The organism is Sphingobacterium bovisgrunnientis (assembly GCF_009829085.1).
Taxonomy (GTDB): domain Bacteria; phylum Bacteroidota; class Bacteroidia; order Sphingobacteriales; family Sphingobacteriaceae; genus Sphingobacterium; species Sphingobacterium bovisgrunnientis.
Map to the genome: position 1 here is coordinate 12,012 of NZ_WUQY01000040.1, position 17,542 is coordinate 29,553.

17 protein-coding genes are annotated in these 17,542 nt (G+C 35.2%); 6 read left to right on the forward strand and 11 right to left on the reverse strand.

All coding sequences use genetic code 11. From position 1 onward, the window contains the following. Positions 1 to 99: 99 nt before the first annotated feature. The 6 genes from GOQ16_RS17695 to fabG form a co-directional block, all read right to left on the reverse strand. Positions 100 to 333, reverse strand: coding sequence for a VOC family protein (locus tag GOQ16_RS17695; protein WP_204987496.1), 234 nt, complete (start codon positions 331 to 333; stop codon positions 100 to 102). A 193-nt stretch (positions 334 to 526) separates the two neighbouring features. After that, positions 527 to 784: a Txe/YoeB family addiction module toxin gene (locus GOQ16_RS15205; protein WP_160070070.1), complete on the reverse strand. Its 258-nt coding sequence runs from the start codon at positions 782 to 784 to the stop codon at positions 527 to 529. Between the two features lies 1 nt (position 785). After that, on the reverse strand, positions 786 to 1,040 hold the full coding sequence (locus tag GOQ16_RS15210) for a type II toxin-antitoxin system Phd/YefM family antitoxin (protein ID WP_160070071.1): 255 nt from the start codon (positions 1,038 to 1,040) through the stop codon (positions 786 to 788). Positions 1,041 to 1,327: 287 nt separating this feature from the next. Next, positions 1,328 to 2,689: an SNIPE associated domain-containing protein gene (locus GOQ16_RS15215; RefSeq protein ID WP_160070072.1), complete on the reverse strand. Its 1,362-nt coding sequence runs from the start codon at positions 2,687 to 2,689 to the stop codon at positions 1,328 to 1,330. Positions 2,690 to 2,983: 294 nt separating this feature from the next. Next, complete coding sequence (locus tag GOQ16_RS15220) at positions 2,984 to 3,964, reverse strand: acyl transferase (RefSeq protein WP_160070073.1); 981 nt, start codon at positions 3,962 to 3,964, stop codon at positions 2,984 to 2,986. Between the two features lie 453 nt (positions 3,965 to 4,417). After that, entirely contained in the window at positions 4,418 to 5,161 is a 744-nt protein-coding gene (gene fabG / locus GOQ16_RS15225; protein ID WP_160070074.1) for a 3-oxoacyl-[acyl-carrier-protein] reductase, read from the reverse strand. Positions 5,162 to 5,399: 238 nt separating this feature from the next. On the opposite strand from fabG, the gene GOQ16_RS15230 reads away from it, so the two are divergent. The 3 genes from GOQ16_RS15230 to GOQ16_RS15240 all read left to right on the forward strand — a co-directional run bounded on the left by GOQ16_RS15230 (position 5,400) and on the right by GOQ16_RS15240 (position 8,783). After that, positions 5,400 to 6,893 carry a malate:quinone oxidoreductase gene (locus GOQ16_RS15230; RefSeq protein ID WP_160070075.1) on the forward strand — a complete coding sequence of 498 codons (1,494 nt, stop codon included), beginning with the start codon at positions 5,400 to 5,402 and terminating at the stop codon, positions 6,891 to 6,893. Between the two features lie 191 nt (positions 6,894 to 7,084). Then, a complete protein-coding gene (gene pnuC, locus GOQ16_RS15235; RefSeq protein WP_160070076.1) occupies positions 7,085 to 7,693 on the forward strand; it encodes a nicotinamide riboside transporter PnuC in 609 nt (202 codons plus the stop codon). A 1-nt stretch (position 7,694) separates the two neighbouring features. Continuing rightward, positions 7,695 to 8,783 (forward strand): acyl-CoA dehydrogenase family protein, encoded by a 1,089-nt coding sequence (locus GOQ16_RS15240; RefSeq protein WP_160070077.1) that lies wholly within the window; start codon positions 7,695 to 7,697, stop codon positions 8,781 to 8,783. 35 nt (positions 8,784 to 8,818) lie between these two features. Here the strand turns inward: GOQ16_RS15240 and GOQ16_RS15245 are convergent, their stop codons facing one another. From GOQ16_RS15245 to GOQ16_RS15265, 5 genes are read right to left on the reverse strand one after another with little or no spacing between them, the layout of a single operon-like run. Further along, positions 8,819 to 9,814: an LLM class flavin-dependent oxidoreductase gene (locus tag GOQ16_RS15245; protein WP_160070078.1), complete on the reverse strand. Its 996-nt coding sequence runs from the start codon at positions 9,812 to 9,814 to the stop codon at positions 8,819 to 8,821. 54 nt (positions 9,815 to 9,868) lie between these two features. Beyond that, complete coding sequence (locus tag GOQ16_RS15250; RefSeq protein ID WP_160070079.1) at positions 9,869 to 11,050, reverse strand: THUMP-like domain-containing protein; 1,182 nt, start codon at positions 11,048 to 11,050, stop codon at positions 9,869 to 9,871. Beyond that, a complete protein-coding gene (locus GOQ16_RS15255; RefSeq protein ID WP_160070080.1) occupies positions 11,043 to 12,311 on the reverse strand; it encodes an aspartate kinase in 1,269 nt (422 codons plus the stop codon). The genes GOQ16_RS15250 and GOQ16_RS15255 overlap by 8 nt, the downstream gene beginning before the upstream one ends. A gap of 20 nt (positions 12,312 to 12,331) precedes the next feature. Beyond that, positions 12,332 to 13,144 carry an RsiV family protein gene (locus GOQ16_RS15260; protein WP_160070081.1) on the reverse strand — a complete coding sequence of 271 codons (813 nt, stop codon included), beginning with the start codon at positions 13,142 to 13,144 and terminating at the stop codon, positions 12,332 to 12,334. 22 nt (positions 13,145 to 13,166) lie between these two features. Further along, positions 13,167 to 13,856: a YggS family pyridoxal phosphate-dependent enzyme gene (locus GOQ16_RS15265; protein WP_160070082.1), complete on the reverse strand. Its 690-nt coding sequence runs from the start codon at positions 13,854 to 13,856 to the stop codon at positions 13,167 to 13,169. Between the two features lie 91 nt (positions 13,857 to 13,947). Between GOQ16_RS15265 and GOQ16_RS15270 the strand changes: the two genes are divergently transcribed. Genes GOQ16_RS15270 through GOQ16_RS15280 form a run of 3 tightly spaced genes read left to right on the forward strand, consistent with a single transcriptional unit; the run spans position 13,948 to position 17,460 of the window. Beyond that, entirely contained in the window at positions 13,948 to 14,859 is a 912-nt protein-coding gene (locus GOQ16_RS15270) for a DUF4296 domain-containing protein (RefSeq protein ID WP_160070083.1), read from the forward strand. Further along, the gene (locus GOQ16_RS15275; protein WP_160070084.1) at positions 14,856 to 17,237 is read left to right on the forward strand and encodes an endonuclease MutS2; all 2,382 of its coding nucleotides are present in this window, start codon (positions 14,856 to 14,858) and stop codon (positions 17,235 to 17,237) included. The genes GOQ16_RS15270 and GOQ16_RS15275 overlap by 4 nt, the downstream gene beginning before the upstream one ends. A 16-nt stretch (positions 17,238 to 17,253) precedes the next feature. Then, positions 17,254 to 17,460 (forward strand): DUF6965 family protein, encoded by a 207-nt coding sequence (locus GOQ16_RS15280; RefSeq protein ID WP_160070085.1) that lies wholly within the window; start codon positions 17,254 to 17,256, stop codon positions 17,458 to 17,460. Positions 17,461 to 17,542 lie beyond the last annotated feature (82 nt).

The window sequence follows — 17,542 nt, forward strand, 5'->3', positions numbered from 1 at the left end:
TATACTTAAAAGGGTTGAATAGTAAGTCTACTGTTCAGCCCTTTTTTTATGGGGCAAATATTAAATGTAAGGATGAAACAGTTGATCAAAAAGGACTATTTAATCTTTTAGCTGAAAGTAAGGATTATAAATCAAGCCAACTATATTCCCAAAAGGATCTTTTACTGTCGCTGTCAATATTTCTCCACCAACATTGTAAGGCTTTTCATTTTCAATTGCTCCTAATCCAATGAGTCGGTCATAAGTTTCTTGAATATTTTCTACTCCCCAATAGGCAACTACACTTTCCGTTTTTTCGATAGTCGGATTCTTCAGGTTGAAGTCCAAGCTCATAACCTTGAATATTGAAACCAACATAATAGGGCTCGTTGAAATAGGGAGTAGTTTCAAATGCTTTTGAATACCATTCTGTCGCTTTATCAATATCTGAAACTTTGTATATTGTTGTTTGGAGGCCTAGCATGGGGTATCTTAAATTGGTTATAATATTGATTAGTTTAATGGAGTTTGCGTAGTACAAATACTTTTAGTCATAATGAAATCTACACTTAGCAATGAGAATCTCATTTTCTTGGTATTTGTAAATCAACCTATGCTCATCATCAATTCTTCGGGACCAAAAGCCAGAATATTTATGTTTTAATGGTTCTGGTTTACCAATTCCATTAAAAGGATTTCTAGCTATATCTTTTAGTAGTTCATTAATCCTCTTTAGCTTCTTTTTATCTGTCTTTTGCCAGTATAAATAATCTTCCCAAGATTCATCTACAAAAGTATATTTCATCTTAATCTTCGATTAGATCTTTGGAAAATGATTTTCCGCCTTTCAATTTCTCAATCGCAACATCTAAACGCATTTCGTTTTTTCTTGAGGTTAGTTCGTGGTTAGTTGCCATCAGTGAATTATATTCTTCTAGAGACATAACTACAATACCAGAATCCTTACCACGATTAATAATTAAGGTTTCGAAATTTTTAGCGACTTTATCTAAATAAGATTTAATATCTTTTCTGAAATCAGATACACTTGTAATTATCATAATTCTGTGTTTTATTTTGTACAAAAATATGTACAATTATTGTGGTATGCAAGTTATCGGCAATTTATATGGTACATTGGCAACAATTTACAGCCTTGGTGCTCAAGCGATTTAAGATAGAACTTTCAATCTGTTACTATCTTATGCCATTGCTTTTTATTTCTATTAAGCTAAGAAAGTACACATTCATTAAAAAATAAACCTCGCTTAAAAGACGTCAAATATTTACGATTTTTAGGTTCTAGAAGTAGTTATGCAAAAGTTACCGATATTGTACGCATTGTTTTTTAGAAAAGAGAATTAGGATATTTTTCCTCTTCTAAATATTCATTTACAACTTCATATGTTTTTCTTTTTTCTTTAATAGCTAAGGTTTCATTAAATTCTTCAGCTTCAGGAATAGTAGAAAATTCTACTTCAAAACCAAGCTCTCGAACCTTTTCTTCAATTTCTTCTAGTGTAACTTTAAAAAACTCTTTTCTAAAGTTGAATAAGTTTAAAGCTCTAGGAGCAAAAGCTTTGTGAAGTTCATATTCTAAAGTTCTAGCTTCATCACTATATATCATAGCATGAACATCAAATTTAAAAGGAACAGAGGCATCTCCCAATTCCCTAACTCTATCCTTTGGTTCTAAACGTCTAGTCATACCAATCTTGTATACATTCTCACCAAATGAACCAATATTTGAAATTATATAAACATTACCTCGCTTAGTTTGTTGAGCCATGGATAATGCTCTTTCTTTTTTAAGTCTTGCTTCTTCTAAATCTCTTTCTAATTCTTTTATTTTGTTTTGTAGATCTTCTGGATTACAAATTTGTGATTGATAATCTTTTTTGACTTTTTCTAATATTTTTTGATAATATGCTTCTAATTTTTCTGCTTCTTTTTGTGCTTTCTCATATTCTCTTTTGGCTTTTTCTTCTTCTCTTAATTCTTCAGCTAAGGCACGTTGTTCTTCTCTTTCTTGTTGCTTTTTTAGTCTGAATTCATATTCAAGTAAAAGTTCTTTTATTTTTAAATTAAAATATTCTCTATTTATTTCAACGGCTTTGCTTTTACCTAATGAGTTAAGGGTATTAAAAGATTTGTTTAATCTTTCTCTTATTTGATTTATATTGTTCCATTTGACTTTCGTAATGAGTGAATCTGCTTCACCATTAAATGCTCTTAAAATTAATTTAATGAATTTTTTAGTAGATGCTCTGCCCTGAGCCTCACTACCATTTACTGTCCATGTTGTATGACAGATGGCAGCTCTTTCATTTTTAATTAATGACTTTTGTAAGTTGATTATTCTATTTTGCTCTTCACGATAATCATCAGATTTTTCGAAGTCAAAAACTGGTTCATATACACCAAATTCTGCTAAATCTAAATTTGTTTCAAAAATTGAAACTTCATGTTTTAGATTTTTATAAATTTCTTTTGCATTTTGGTATTTATTGTTTAATTCTTCAAACTCAAGTTTTTGAATTCTTATTTTTTCTCTTAAGTTGGAGACTTCATTTTCAACATTTGTAATAGCAGAGTATTTTTCTAACTGATTTTCTAAATTGTTTTTCGAGGAATTACAATTCGATAATTCATTAATTAAATTTTGAATTTGTGTTAATTCTTTTTTCTTCAAAAAGTCAAAAAATCCCATATTAAAAGAATTTGATTTGGTTACTGTTTTGTGGAATATTTCGTACAACAATTGGTTACACGAAACTAATATACATAATAGGTTCGCCAATACGTCTCTATAAACGAATTTCGTGATAAATTTAAGATGAATTTATATATCGCTGTTTATTAGCTTTTTATCTCTGTAGCGAACAAGAATGATTGTTTTCTAAGCTATAGAGTTTTGTATAGCTAAACTAAGCTTCTTTAGTAGCTAATTTAATTAATTGTATAATCTTTATTGTTAAATAATAACATATATAGAGCTGTAAACTTATTGCACCAACAAATTACAACCTCTGATATCTGCATTATCGAATCTGCCTAAGATTTCAAAAGATTGGTCGGGGTATAATTTACCTAAATCTTGTGTCGCGATAAAGGAACAAGAATGTATATTGGCTAAGTCGATAACATTAATAGCTCCGGTATTACTGTTTTGAAGCAAAGTCAACGGATCGTTGGTATCGCGGATTAATATTTTCATCCATTTTGGGGTTTGGAAGAGACCTTCACCTTTAGAATAGCCTTGGGACAATAGTTCGGTCATACCGTATTCGGAGTGAATAGCCGATACACCAAAACCAGTACAAAGTATCTGATGCAATTCTTCGCGGATCATTTCTTTGCGTTTTCCTTTCATACCGCCCGTTTCCATAACGATTAGTTGTGGGAAGTCAATTGAATTCGTTTCTACAAAATCCAATAAAGCATAGGTCACACCTATTAATAATGTCTTGGTACCTTTGGCTTGTAATTGCTTTAAAGTAGCAAACAACTCGTCGTGGTTGTATAGGAAGTAATTGCTTTCGAGCTGTTGCGATGATTGCATCAAATCATCCACCATGTAGATTAAAGAAGAACCTTCACGTTCTAAATAGGATGGAAGCAACGCTAATACTGCAATATCTTCGATATTACCATAAAACTGGGCAAAAGCTTTACGAAAGCTCGTTTGGTACCATTCCAAATCGTACACATGATGCTGACTATTAATCATGCCTGTCGTACCCGAACTAGTAAAAGTAATAATTGGATCACTTTCTAATGTTGAAACATTTCGCGTTTTGAAAAACTGAATAGGTAGAAAAGGAATTTCCGTATAATGTCTAATAGCTGTAGTGTCTATATGCAGATTGCTTACATATTGTTGGTAAACCTTAATGTTTTCAAATTGGTATTGGAAAACTTCTAGGGCAACACGATTGAAATCTTCATCATTCTGTATAGAAAAAACATCTTCTTTAGCGATCATAGGCTACAAATATAAGTATAAAAATATACTAGATATATTTCAATTTGCCCTATATGCCGGGCAGGCATCCTCCTTTTGACCCCAAAAGGAGGCAAAACTCGTCGCTGTACCGAGTTGCCACAAGGTCTCAACATTCCTGCAATTGGCAACTCAGTACTGCTTCGCAGGAATCAGGGATGTGTTGGGGGATGAGGGGCTGATTCAACATTGGCGACATTTTCGATGAACAATGACTTTTGCAGGAATTTGATATTTGTATTTCTTATTAAGAGATTTTAATGTTTATCAAAATTATAAGCATAAAAAAAGCGTCTCAAATTACTCGAGACGCTTCCCATCGTTTTATTACAATCATAAAATAAGTATCCAATTGTCATCCTGAGGCTTGCTGAAGGATCTCTACATTATCCAATAGATGTTTCGCCTTCGCTCAACATGACATTAAAGACATTATTATACCATACCGCCATCTACTGACAATGTTTGTCCTGTGATATATGATGATAAGTCAGAAGCTAAGAATAGACATGCATTTGCGATGTCGTCTGTAGAACCCGCACGTTTCAATGGAATTCCAGCTTCCCAGCCTGCTACTACCTTAGGGTCTAATACGTCCGTCATTTCTGTACGGATAAATCCTGGCGCAACTACGTTTGCGCGGATATTGCGAGAACCTAATTCTTTAGCAACGGATTTCGTGAAACCAATAATACCAGATTTAGAGGCTGCATAGTTTGCTTGGCCTGCATTACCTTGGATACCTACAACCGAAGACATATTGATAAAAGTACCTTTACGGTTTTTCATCATAACTTTAGAAGCCGCTTTTGTTACATTGAAGATAGACTTTAAGTTTACATTGATTACATCATCCCAATTTTCTTCTGTCATACGCATCAAAAGACCATCTTTTGTGATACCTGCATTGTTTACAACGATATCAATAGTTCCAAAATCAGTTACGATGTCATTGATTAATTTTTCTGCTTCATCGAATTTTGAAGCATCTGAGCGATAACCTACGACTTTAGTGCCGAATGCTTGCAGTTCATGCTCCAAAGCTTGACCTTTTTCTACCGACGATAGGTATGTGAAAGCCACGTTAGCACCTTGTTGAGCAAATACTTCTGCGATTCTACGACCGATACCTTTTGATGCACCAGTTACTAAAGCTGTTTTTCCCTCTAATAATTTCATATATTATTTTTTATAGTTTCGATTTCTAAGACTGCGAAGATACCATCTTTGCGGCAGCAAAAACAAAAATACACAAATTTTGAAATAGTAATAATTTATTAAAAAATGACATCGACTTTCATTCTTAAATAGGTATTGACTTTTTCTTGATAAATTTCAAATTATATGAGCATAAATTGACAAAATCATTCGTTAGAAAGATTTACGAATGTTAATTTTGTTGCAATTAATACTAGTCATGGGCAAGAAAAAACAAAAATCAGAAGTTGATGTAGTGCTAATTGGTGGAGGTATCATGAGTGCTACTCTAGGTACATTGATCAATGAATTAAATCCAGATATAAATATTGAGATTTTAGAGCGTTTAGACGTAGTGGCAGCCGAGAGCTCCGACGCGTGGAATAATGCGGGTACTGGTCACTCTGCTTTATGTGAATTGAATTATACGCCACAACAGGCTGATGGTTCAGTGAAAATTGATAAGGCAATCAAAATTGCAGAACAATTCGAGGTATCGAAACAATTTTGGGCTTATTTGGTAGAAAAAGGAATTATCAAAAATCCAGAAGATTTCATCCGTAAAGTACCGCACATGAGTGCTGTATTTGGTGCTGATGACGTGCAATTCTTGAAAACACGTTTTGAGGCAATGACCAAAGAAACGTTGTTTAAAGGTATGGAATATACCGAAGATACGACGTTGTTAAATGAGTGGGTGCCATTGATGATGGAAGGTAGAGTAGGGAATGAGCCTATTGCCGCTACAAAAATGGATATCGGTACGGATGTAAATTTCGGTGCATTGACTAGAGATTTAATTAGCCATCTTGCAACAAAGAAAAACATCAATATTTCGGTTAATCAAGAAGTTAAAGATATTGATCGCGAGGATGATGGTCGTTGGGAAGTAGAAGTAAAAGATCTTAAAACTGGTGATAAACGCGAAATCAAAGCGAAATTTGTATTCATCGGTGCAGGTGGTCACTCTTTATTATTGTTAGAAAAATCAGGTATTCCTGAAGCTAACGGTTACGGAGGTTTCCCTGTTGGTGGCCAATGGTTGAGATGTACAAACGAGGAAATCATCAAACAACACCAAGCGAAAGTGTACGGTAAAGCATCTGTAGGTGCGCCTCCGATGTCTGTTCCACACTTGGATACACGTTATATCGACGGCAAGCAAGCGTTATTGTTTGGACCATATGCGGGATTTTCAACTAAATTTTTGAAACAAGGTTCATTCTTTGATTTACCAGCTTCTATCAAGTTGTCAAATATCAAACCGATGTTGTCTGCAGGTTTAGATAACTTAGATTTGACAAAATATTTGATTACGGAGGTGATGAAAAAACCAAAAGACAAATTGGAGTCTTTGAAACAATTCATGCCTACAGCTAAGTTGGAAGATTGGGTTATTGAGAAAGCTGGTCAACGCGTGCAGGTAATTAAGAAAGATCCTAAACACGGTGGTGTATTAGAATTCGGTACGGAGGTTGTTTCCAGTGCAGATGGTTCTATCGCTGCTTTATTGGGTGCTTCTCCTGGAGCTTCAACTTCTGTAGCAATTATGATTCAGTTGTTGAAGAAATGCTTCCCTGAAAGAGCGAAATCTTCGGAATATAAAAAGAAACTTCGTGAAATGATTCCTTCTTGGGGTCAGTCACTAAATGACAATCCAGAACTTTGTGCGCAAGTTCGCGAGCATTCGCAACGCATATTAAAAATGGATTAATATATAAGTAAAGAAACTTATGGGGTGCTAGAGTAGAGCCCGAAGAGGCTCTACTTTTTAAGCTGAGATTATACCCAATTCCGTCTATCGGAAGGAACCTGATCCAGGTAATGCTGGCGTAGGGATTAATTTCTAAAAGCTATCAAAGCATTTCCGTAAGTGTAGTTTAATATAAATTATAACGCACTTAAATGGAAATTATAGACCAAATAATACAAGCTTTTCTATCGACCTCTTGGTTAGAAAGATTTTCTGTCGGCTGTGGTATAATTCAGGTACTTCTAAGCAAAAACAATAAAGTTTCCAATTACCTGTTCGGAATTTTAGGGATTATTTCAGGCATGTATGTGCTTTTTGGGGCTAAACTCTATGCAGATATCGCCTTGAACATGTATTATCTCGTGATGAGTGTCTACGGTTGGTGGTATTGGAAAACCAATAAGGAAGCAAGCGAACAACCGATTACAGGTTGTAATAAGCGTGAATGGTCTATTGTAGCTAGCATAGTTATAGTTGCATTTATAGTTCTTTATTTTTCACTAATCTCATTTACGGATTCAGATGTGCCCGTTTGGGATGCTTGGGTGTCAGCTACAGCATGGGCTGGAATGTGGCTTTTGGCGCGACGAAAAATTGAAAACTGGATTTTACTGAATGTCAGCAATGCATTTGCGGTACCTTTATTGATTCACAAAGACTTATATTTATTTGCGTTAATGACCACTTTCCTGTTTATTGTAGCCATTTTTGGTTATTTCAAATGGGCAAAAATAATGAAACTCGAAGCCAAAATTTCTTAATATGCAGTTAAACGAACAAACTATAGCCGTTATCCGTGATTCGCAAGCCAAATCTATTTCAGCCAAACAATTAGTAGCCGAACAATTAGACTTAATTTATAAAAATAATTGGTTTAATGTATGGGTGCCTAAAGAATATAAAGGGTTAGATTTAAATCTCTTAGAAGGTTTTAATTTGATTAAGAATTTAGCGTATTGGGATGGTGCATTTGCGTGGACGGTAACACTTTGTTCAGGTGCAAATATGTTTTCAGGATTCATTGAATCTGAAGTAGCAAGGGAAGTTTTTGAAAACCCAAAAGTTTGTTTCGGTGGGAGTGGAAGAGCCAATGGCAAAGCTGTTTTTGAGGATGGAAAATATCACCTTACTGGAGTTTGGCAATATGCTACAGGGGCGCCGCATTTGACACATTTTACGTTGAATGCTTTTATATACGATGGTGATATCCAACGTGTAAATGAACAAGGTGAACCTGTAGTGTATTCTTTCTTTGTGCCTAGAGAACATGTGCTAATTCATTACGATTGGGATACATTTGGTTTGGAGTGTACGGCTTCGCATAGTTTTTCATTGGAAACTGTTGCAATAGATAAAGACTATGCTTTTGAACTAACGCCTTCATCGCGCAAAGTAGACAATACGCTATACAAAATTCCTTTTATGACCTTTGCGGAATTGACGTTGTTGCCAAATTATTTGGGGATGTATAAGCGCTTTTTGGATTTGGTCGAAAAGTACTTTTTTGATAAATCAAAAAATACCGATTGGGCTGAAAAATACAGTAAAATTTGTTTTCGTCAGGTTGATGCTTATCAACAACAAGCTGAAAGTTATGATCAAAAAGCTGAAATGCTTATTCTGCAACTTTGGGAGCAAGTTTCTGTTGATGCAGGAAATATCTCTCAAGAGTTATTAACTGAAATAGCAACCGAATCTAGAAGAATGGTTCGAGAAATCAGAGAAGCAGTGACGACTTTATTTCCATTAGTTGGAATCTCTGGCGCACAAAAAGATAATGAACTCAATATAGTCTTTAGAAATATCTTTACCGCTACGCAGCATAATTTATTGAATTTGGAAGGGCAATAATAAAAATGGCTGGTAAAATTTATCAGCCATTTTTATTATTTTTCTATTAAAGCCTTAGCAATAATATCAAAAGATTCCAAACGTTTCTTTGCATCAAAGATATAATTTGTTGTCATTATTTCATCCGCCTGATATTGTTCTGCAAATGCTAAGACATCTTCACGAATTTCTTTCCCTGTTCCTATGAATGTACAGTTGACCATACTTTGCACGGCTTGTTCTATTTCAGGGATACCATCGTAGATTGGCTTTTCAGTCGGTGGAGATAGGGGTTTGCGCAGATTTGTCAAAATTCCAGCGAACATATTGAACAAGCTAGTCGATTGAAAATGCGCTTCTTCTACTGTTTCTGCTGCAACAATATTCACACAAATAATAAAATATGGCTTTTGTAAATATTGCGATGGTTGGAATTTTTCGTGATAAATCTCCGTCGCTTGTTTTAACATAGCAGGAGCGAAGTGTGCTGCAAAAGCATAAGGTAAACCCAATTCTGCTGCCAAATACGCACTATCTGTACTTGACCCCAAAATATAAATCGGAATATCTAAGCCTTCTCCTGGAAATGCACGGACTTTAGCTTGTACATTATTCTCATCCAAATATTGTTGTAATTCCAGAATATCATCTTTGAAATAAAATGAGGTATTCAGATTATTGCGGCGCAAAGCCATTGCAGTTACTTGATCCGTACCTGGTGCTCGCCCCAATCCTAAATCAATTCTTCCGGGATAAATACTTTCTAAAGTTCCGAATTGTTCGGCGATGACCAATGGCGTATGGTTTGGCAACATTATTCCACCAGAACCAACTCGAATAGTATTGGTTTTGCCTGCAATATGACCTATTAAAACCGAAGTAGCCGAACTCGCAATATGTGGCATGTTATGGTGTTCGGCAAACCAAAGGCGTTCAAAACCTAATTTTTCGATATGTTGTGCGCCTACTACGGCACGTTGAATCGCTTCTGAGGGATTGCTGTTTTTACAAATAGTAGCTAATTCTAGCGCAGAAATTTTCAATTTATTCATAGTAATTTAAAGATACAATGAATAGGAAAGAAGATTGTAAATTCTATGTCTTAATTAAATTTTTGAGCAACGTATGACAATGTGATTCTCCGCGTAGTCGGTCACAAAGTAAAGAAAATCATTTCCGCCATCTTTGATTTTGAATTTCTTTCGAATGTCATCGACTTTTATTGGGAAATTTTTTACAGCAACATTAGCTTTGGTAATCGTATTCGATTTTTTGAATTCCCCTACTGAATACACATTTTGAATTTTGAAAATTCGTCCCAAAAATTCATTTTCTATAGTATTTGAAGTATATAAATGGGTGTGGGTGTGCAATTTGAATAAAGCAAATTCTTTGGCAATACTTTTAAATGCGCCTGCTTTGGTCACAGCGACATCAGGGTCGTATAGGTATTTTAATGGCTCTGAAGTCTTTACTAAAGCTGTTTTCTCTTCTTCTAAAGTGAAGGAAAGGCTTTGAAGTTGGTTAGAAAACAAACGAATGGCTGTAATCTTGGTTTCGCCTTCGAAGTTTCGGTCTTGCAAGAATAATAATTCCTTACAATCACCATCTAAACTAATAACGTAAAGTAATTTGACGTGTTTCAACTTTTGCAAAGCTGAATTAATATCCATCAAAGGAGAAAGTTTGCATAAAATATAGCGCGATTTGCTGAAAAACATCTCCTGTAATTCCACGATATTTGGTTCGCAATCTTCTAGCAAAAATACTTTTGCATGATTAACACGACGAGAGGGGTCGATGTAAATGTAATCAATAGAATCATCTTCTTGATCTTCTACAAATTTAACACCATCGGTATGCAGAGGCACTAAATTTCGCACGCCCAATTGTTCTGCATTATGCTTCACAATATGTGATAGCTTTTCATTTAGTTCACAATGAACCACAATTTGCGCTTCTTGCGCAATATAGCAACTGTCTACGCTGAATCCACCTGTCACATCAACGACTTTGCTTCCTTTACGAATCAGCGATTGCTTGACAAGAGCAGTATGCTCAGAAGAACATTGCTCTAAGTTGATTTTATCTGGATAGTAAATATTGGGAGAATATGCCCAAGTTGGCAGTTTTTTGCACGCACGTTGCCAGCCATCTATTTGGGCTGCTAATTCGGATGATGAAACTTCTGGGAATGGACTTTTCTTAAAGGCAATAGCGGACGGATCCAACTGTCTGTTAGCTTTTATAAATTCCTGAACCTCTTTATTTAATATGTTTTTATTCATTCAAATCTTTAACCAATATCTGACACGTATATTGATCCTTAAGTTCGCGAATTATTTCTTTATTTACTAATACTCGATCAATTGTTTGTTGATTATAGTAACGAATGGTAATCAATTCCAGGCCTTTTTCAACCGAAACTTTAAATCTTTTTTCCAAATCTTCTAGCAATGCATTGATATTTGAACCTGTATTATCTACGCTAATAGCAAAGCTAATAGCACTATTATGCATCATATTGATTTTGATGCGATGCTCATGCAAAAGATTAAAAATGTAAGATAAATTGTCTTCTACAATAAACGAAAAGTCGCGCGATTGAATATTGATAAATACTTGATCAACCTTAAAAATAAAGGATGGGACGGGTAAAGTTTGGTTTGTTGTGCGAATAACTGTGCCTGCTTTTTCAGGATTGATAAATGAACGTACATTCAATGTTATCTTCTTGTTTTGTAAGGGTTTAATGGTCTTCGGGTGAATGACTGTTGCACCATAATACGTAAGTTCAATCGCGTCTGTATATGATAATTCGGGGATCAGTTCCGTTTCTGCAAACCATTTTGGATCGGCATTCAAGACCCCAGGAACATCTTTCCAAATGGTGATATCTTCCGCATTTAGACAAGAAGCAAAAATCGCAGCGGAATAATCAGAACCTTCACGACCTAAAGTAGTCGTGAAATTTTCTGAAGTCGAGCCAATGAAACCTTGCGTAATCACAACATGTTCATCCAAGATTTCGGGTAAATCACGACGGATTTTATCTTCTGTCAATTGCCAATTTACTTTTCCTTCACGATGTGTATTATCAGTCTGAATGTAATCACGCGCATCAATCCATTTGGCTTGCATACCTGTATGAACGAGGTAAGCAGCAACAATTTTTGTCGAAAGTAATTCCCCTAACGAAACGATCTGATCATACAAATAATCGTACGCGTCTTGAGGTTCTTCTTCCAAAATCCATTCTGCTTCTACAAAAGAATTGGCTACATCATCGAAAACAGGGTGATTTGGATCCTCAAATAAGTCATGTAATATTTGATAATGCTCATTTTTGATTTCATCCAAAAATCCAAAATAATTGCCATCTTGATGATAATAAGCATTGATAACCTGTTCCAATTTGTTGGTGGTCTTGTTGATAGCAGAGACAACAACGAGCAATTCCGAAGAATTGTATGTGGATATGATAGATGCTACGTTTTTGATATTTTCTGCGTTCTTTACAGAAGCACCACCAAACTTAAATACCTGCATGTATAGATTTCGTATTAGGGTTAATTCAAAGACTGTTTTATGCTATTGACATACATTTTCCCTGTGGGATTTAGAAGATTTTCCATAGTAGAGTAGGGAATTTCTAAAAGGGTAGGTCCTTCTGCATAAGGTCTTATTTCGTACTCGTTATAATAAATAATTAAACTGTTTTTGGTTAGCCCAAAATTATCGTTGATGTCAAAAGTACCATTTTCAAAAAAGAAATCCTTCTCTAAAGATGCAGAATCTGACAAATTCTCGTTTTTTCGAAATTGTGCTTCCGCAATTTTAGTCAATTCAGTAATCTTTTCTTTGTCAATGATATCTTTTAACCCAATTTTCTTTTTGTTCTGAACATCAATATTTGAGATAATAGTGTAATGATTTCCATGTGCGCCACCTGTATATTCATCGACAGCAGTAGCTAATGTCAATAAAAATGGTGTATTTGTCCACACTTCACTCTTCACATTCTTATACCAAGGAAAACTAATATTTTGTGTGCTACTTTCTTCAACGAATTCATTAAAACCCCAAATGAAGGCTTCGGCTGCTGTCTCAATGGATTCATCACCATCCACTAAAATAAATGGTTTTAGAACGTTATTTAACGTTGTATCAGAAAAGAAAGGATAAGAAATTTGATAATAAGCTGTGTCCACATTTTCATCGTTTTCAACCAAATAAGAACTGATATCCTTATGTGTTTTATAATAATAATTTAATGTATCTGTATTTATATTATTCTGAAAAATAGCGCTTTGATTCCTTTCACCTTGCGAATTACAAGAGATAAATAAAATGATTGCAATACTTGAAAACAGTTTTATCATTGACTGTAGAATATGCAAAATATTAGTTTGCTTTGAAATGTTTAATAACTCTTTTCCCGAATAACGTACTGCCTAGACGAATCATGTTGCTGCCTTGTTCGATTGCAAGTTTGTAATCAGAGGACATCCCCATTGAAAGTGTATCAAAAGAGTCTTCTTTACGGAAATAGCTCACCTTGATGCCGTCAAATAACATTTTCAATTCGTAGAATTCCTCTTTGATAATTTTTTCGTTATCCGTGTTGGTTGCTATACCCATTAATCCACGTATACGAATATTTTCCAATTCGGCGAACTCTTGGCTCTCTAACAACTCAATCAACTCTACATGATCTAAACCGAATTTTGTGTCTTCGTCAGCAATATAGATTTGCAACAAACAGTCTATTATACGATTGTTTTTTACAGCATGTTTATTTATTTCTTTCAACAATTTGATTGAATCCACAGATTCAATCATCGAAATGAAAGGAGCAATGTATTTGACTTTATTAGTTTGCAAATGCCCAACAAGGTGCCATTCGATATCTTTCGGGAGAATTTCGTATTTCTCAACCATCTCTTGAACCATGTTCTCGCCAAAAATACGCTGTCCTGCATTATACGCTTCTTGTATATCTTCTATAGGTTTTGTTTTCGATATCGCCACTAGAGTCACACCCACAGGTTTTAACTCATTCTGAATTTCCTCAATATTTGTTGTAATACTCATTATTAAAATCTATTTAAGAAGATAAATTATTATTTTACAAGATGTACTCATTAGAAGAGTATCATTTCGTATTTTTGTACAAATTTAAGCAATGCAAAGGTTATTATACAGCATATTTATATCGTTTTTTTTGATTCTATCTTGCGCAAAGTCAAAACCGAGTGGTGTAATTTCGGAAAGTAAAATTACAGAAGTACTTACGGAGGTTTCGCTAGTCGATGGATACCTGAATACTTTGCCTTCAGATAGCGCTAAACGTGTGATGCCCGTGCTTTATGACAAGATTTTTGAGAAATATGATTTGGATTCTGCGACTTTTGTCAAAAACCTGGATTTTTATTTTGGGAATCCCAATTTGACGGATAAAATTTATACAAATGTCAACAGCAAATTGAGTAGTTACGAACGCGAAATTCATTTGGAAGATTCTATTCGAAATGCTTTCCAGCAAGATTCCATGAATAGAGTTCACTACTTGCAACGTCTGTACAGTAGAATCGAAAATCTGAGATATTATAATGCGAGTGATACTGGATACAAAAATTACTATGAATTTAATAGGCGATTAATTAACAATTCAAATGTAGAATTTATTGCAAATTATTTGAATTTGTCGCCAATGCCGAATTTAAATATGCTGCATAAAGATAGTTTGGCAAATTATATGCGAAACTTTAAGTCGCCTTTTATTCATGTTGACACCGCAAAAAATAATAAAGTAGACTTGACGCAGTACAAGTTGAATAGTGAGAAATTTATTAATAAATTAAGGATTTTCATTCCATCAGGATACTATTATCATGCACCTCAGCCGACACCTGCACAGGTGAATGAAGTTATTTTGGATAGAACGTCTGATTCATCAGAAGTGGCACCAGTGTTAGTCGATTCTGTGCCGACGGTGCAAAATGAACTTCCAAAAGCTGAACAATTGCGGCAGCAAAGAGAAATGCTACGAAATGATAGAATGGTGAAACCTGTAAAGAGAGCGTTACCTCAATGATATATCCACAAAATGCAATAGATAAGTTAGGCTTCACAGAGATTCGGGAATTAATCAAAGAAAAATGTTTGAGTGAGGCGGGACGCACAATGGTGGAGAAAATCCAACCGCAGATAAAGGTCGATCAAATTGATCGTTTTTTGCGTCAGACACACGAATTCAAACAGTTGTTGATGCACGATGAGCCGCTACCGGTGGATCATATTTATCCTATAAAACCATTGGCGGACAAAGCAAAACTAGAAGGAACTTTTCTTGCCGAGGACGAACTATATCGCATGCTTTTAGCATTGCGAACCGTGTTTAATATTATTCGTTATTTCAACGACAGGGAAGGTCAATACGCAAATCTAGAGTTGCTGTTTGAACATTTACCGATTGAAAAGTCAATTATCCGTTCTATTGAACGCGTCTTGGACGAACGTGGAAAATTAAAAAATAACGCTTCTCGACTTTTGGAAGCGATTACTCAAGAAATAGCGAAATCCGAACAAGAAGCGCGTAAGCGTCTAGACATTGTTTATCGTCAAGCGCAAGCTAGTGGATGGACTGCAGATGGTAATTTAACCATTCGTGATGGGCGTTTGTGTATTCCAATTTTGGCTGAGAATAAAAGAAAGTTAAAAGGTCTGATTCATGATGAGTCTGCAACAGGACAAACAGCTTATATTGAGCCAGAAGAAGTCTTTCATTTAAACAATAGAGTAAGAGATTTGGAGTTTGATAGGCGTCGCGAAGTAATTCGAATTTTGACAGAATTGACTACAGAAATACGTCCGCATGTGCCACTTTTGTTATCTTATCATGGATTAATCACCAAGTTAGATTTCGTTCGCGCGAAGGCTTTATTCGCCATTGATTTACAAGCTAATATGCCTTTGATTGATAAGGAGGCAAGTATCAATTTGGTGAATGCAAGACATCCAATATTGTATCTAAATTCACTTCGGGAAAAAAGCCACGTAGTTCCGTTAAATATTAAGATTGATGCTACAGATCGCGTTATTTTGGTTTCAGGGCCCAATGCTGGTGGTAAGTCTGTGTGTATGAAAACAGTTGGTTTGCTACAGTTAATGGTACAATCTGGACTTCTTATTCCGGCAGATGAAAATTCTTCAGTAGGAATATTTAAGCAGATTTTTGCAGATATCGGCGATGATCAGTCTATTGAAAGTGATTTGAGTACATATTCAGCGCATCTTTCGAAGATGAAACATTTTACGACATTTGCGAATGCTCGAACACTGGTTGTCATTGATGAGTTTGGTACAGGTACTGACCCTCAATTTGGTGGCCCAATAGCAGAAGCGGTTTTAGAGCAGTTGAACAAAAAGCAAGTGAGAGGTGTAATAACTACGCACTATTCAAACCTTAAGTTATTTGCGAGCCATACCAAAGGCTTAGAAAATGCTTCGATGTTATTTGATAACCAAAAGATGCAACCTTTGTATATTTTGCAAACCGGGAAACCAGGGAGTTCTTACGCTTTCGAAATAGCACAAAATATTGGTTTGTCCAATGAGATTTTAGAATCTGCAAAACAAAAAATCGGCGTTCAGCAAAAGAAAGTGGATACTTTGCTAGTTGATTTGGAACGTGACAAAAAAGAAATCGTTGATACAAAATACGCAATTAGTAAACGTGAGCGTGAACTAATCGAGCTCAAAGCTAAATATGATAGCCTGAATGCGGACATCGAAACAAACAAAAGAGAAATTATTCGCAAAGCAAAAGAAGAAGCAAAGCTTATTCTTAAAGATGCAAATAAGCTAATTGAAAATACGATTTCAGAGATTAAATCTGCCAAAGCCGATAAGGAGAAAACGAAGGAAATTCGTTCTAAGCTAAATAAAAGTTTGGATCAACACAGCTCGGCTTTGCAGAAAGACAAAAAAGTTACTGTTGCGTCCAATCCTAGTGTGACCACAGAATTGGAAGTGGGAGATTGGGTGCGAATAGAAGATTCCAATTCAGAAGGCGAAATACTAGAGATTACTAAAAACAACAGCTTAATAATTGCTTTAGGTGAGCTTCGTACCGTAGTTAAAAAGAATCGTGTAACAAAATTAAGAAGCAAAGAAAAATCAAAAGCTATAAAGCGTCAAGCTGCAGTTTCAACGGAATCGGCAGCAGACTTTTATCCTGAGATTGATGTGCGCGGTATGCGCACAGAAGATGCTTTACATAAAATTGAATTGGTGTTGGATCGCGCAGTCATGATTGGATATCCGACCCTGAAAATTATTCATGGCAAGGGCGATGGAATTTTACGAAAGTTTATTCGTGATTATTTGCGTAAGTACAATCATGTTTCACGTTTCGAAGATGAGCATGCAGATAGAGGTGGAGATGGTATTACGTATGCGTATATAGGTTAATTAAGAGGAGGGAAAAGTGACTATTGATGAATTAAAGCAGGAGTTGTTTGGCAAAACATATCCTGAAAAAGTACAAATAAGCGAAGATCAAATCGTGGTTGATGTGTCGTTATTTCTAAAAATACAATTTATTGAATTAGAACAATGGCAACGTGACATAACAAAATGCCCTGGCTATGTAAGGCTGATGAAATTCAAAGACGCAATAAGCCAAAATTCTTAATACATAGATTATAAGATTACAAAAAGCACTAATCCAAATAAGATTAGTGCTTTTTTACGTATTAAAGTTATCTAAAACACTT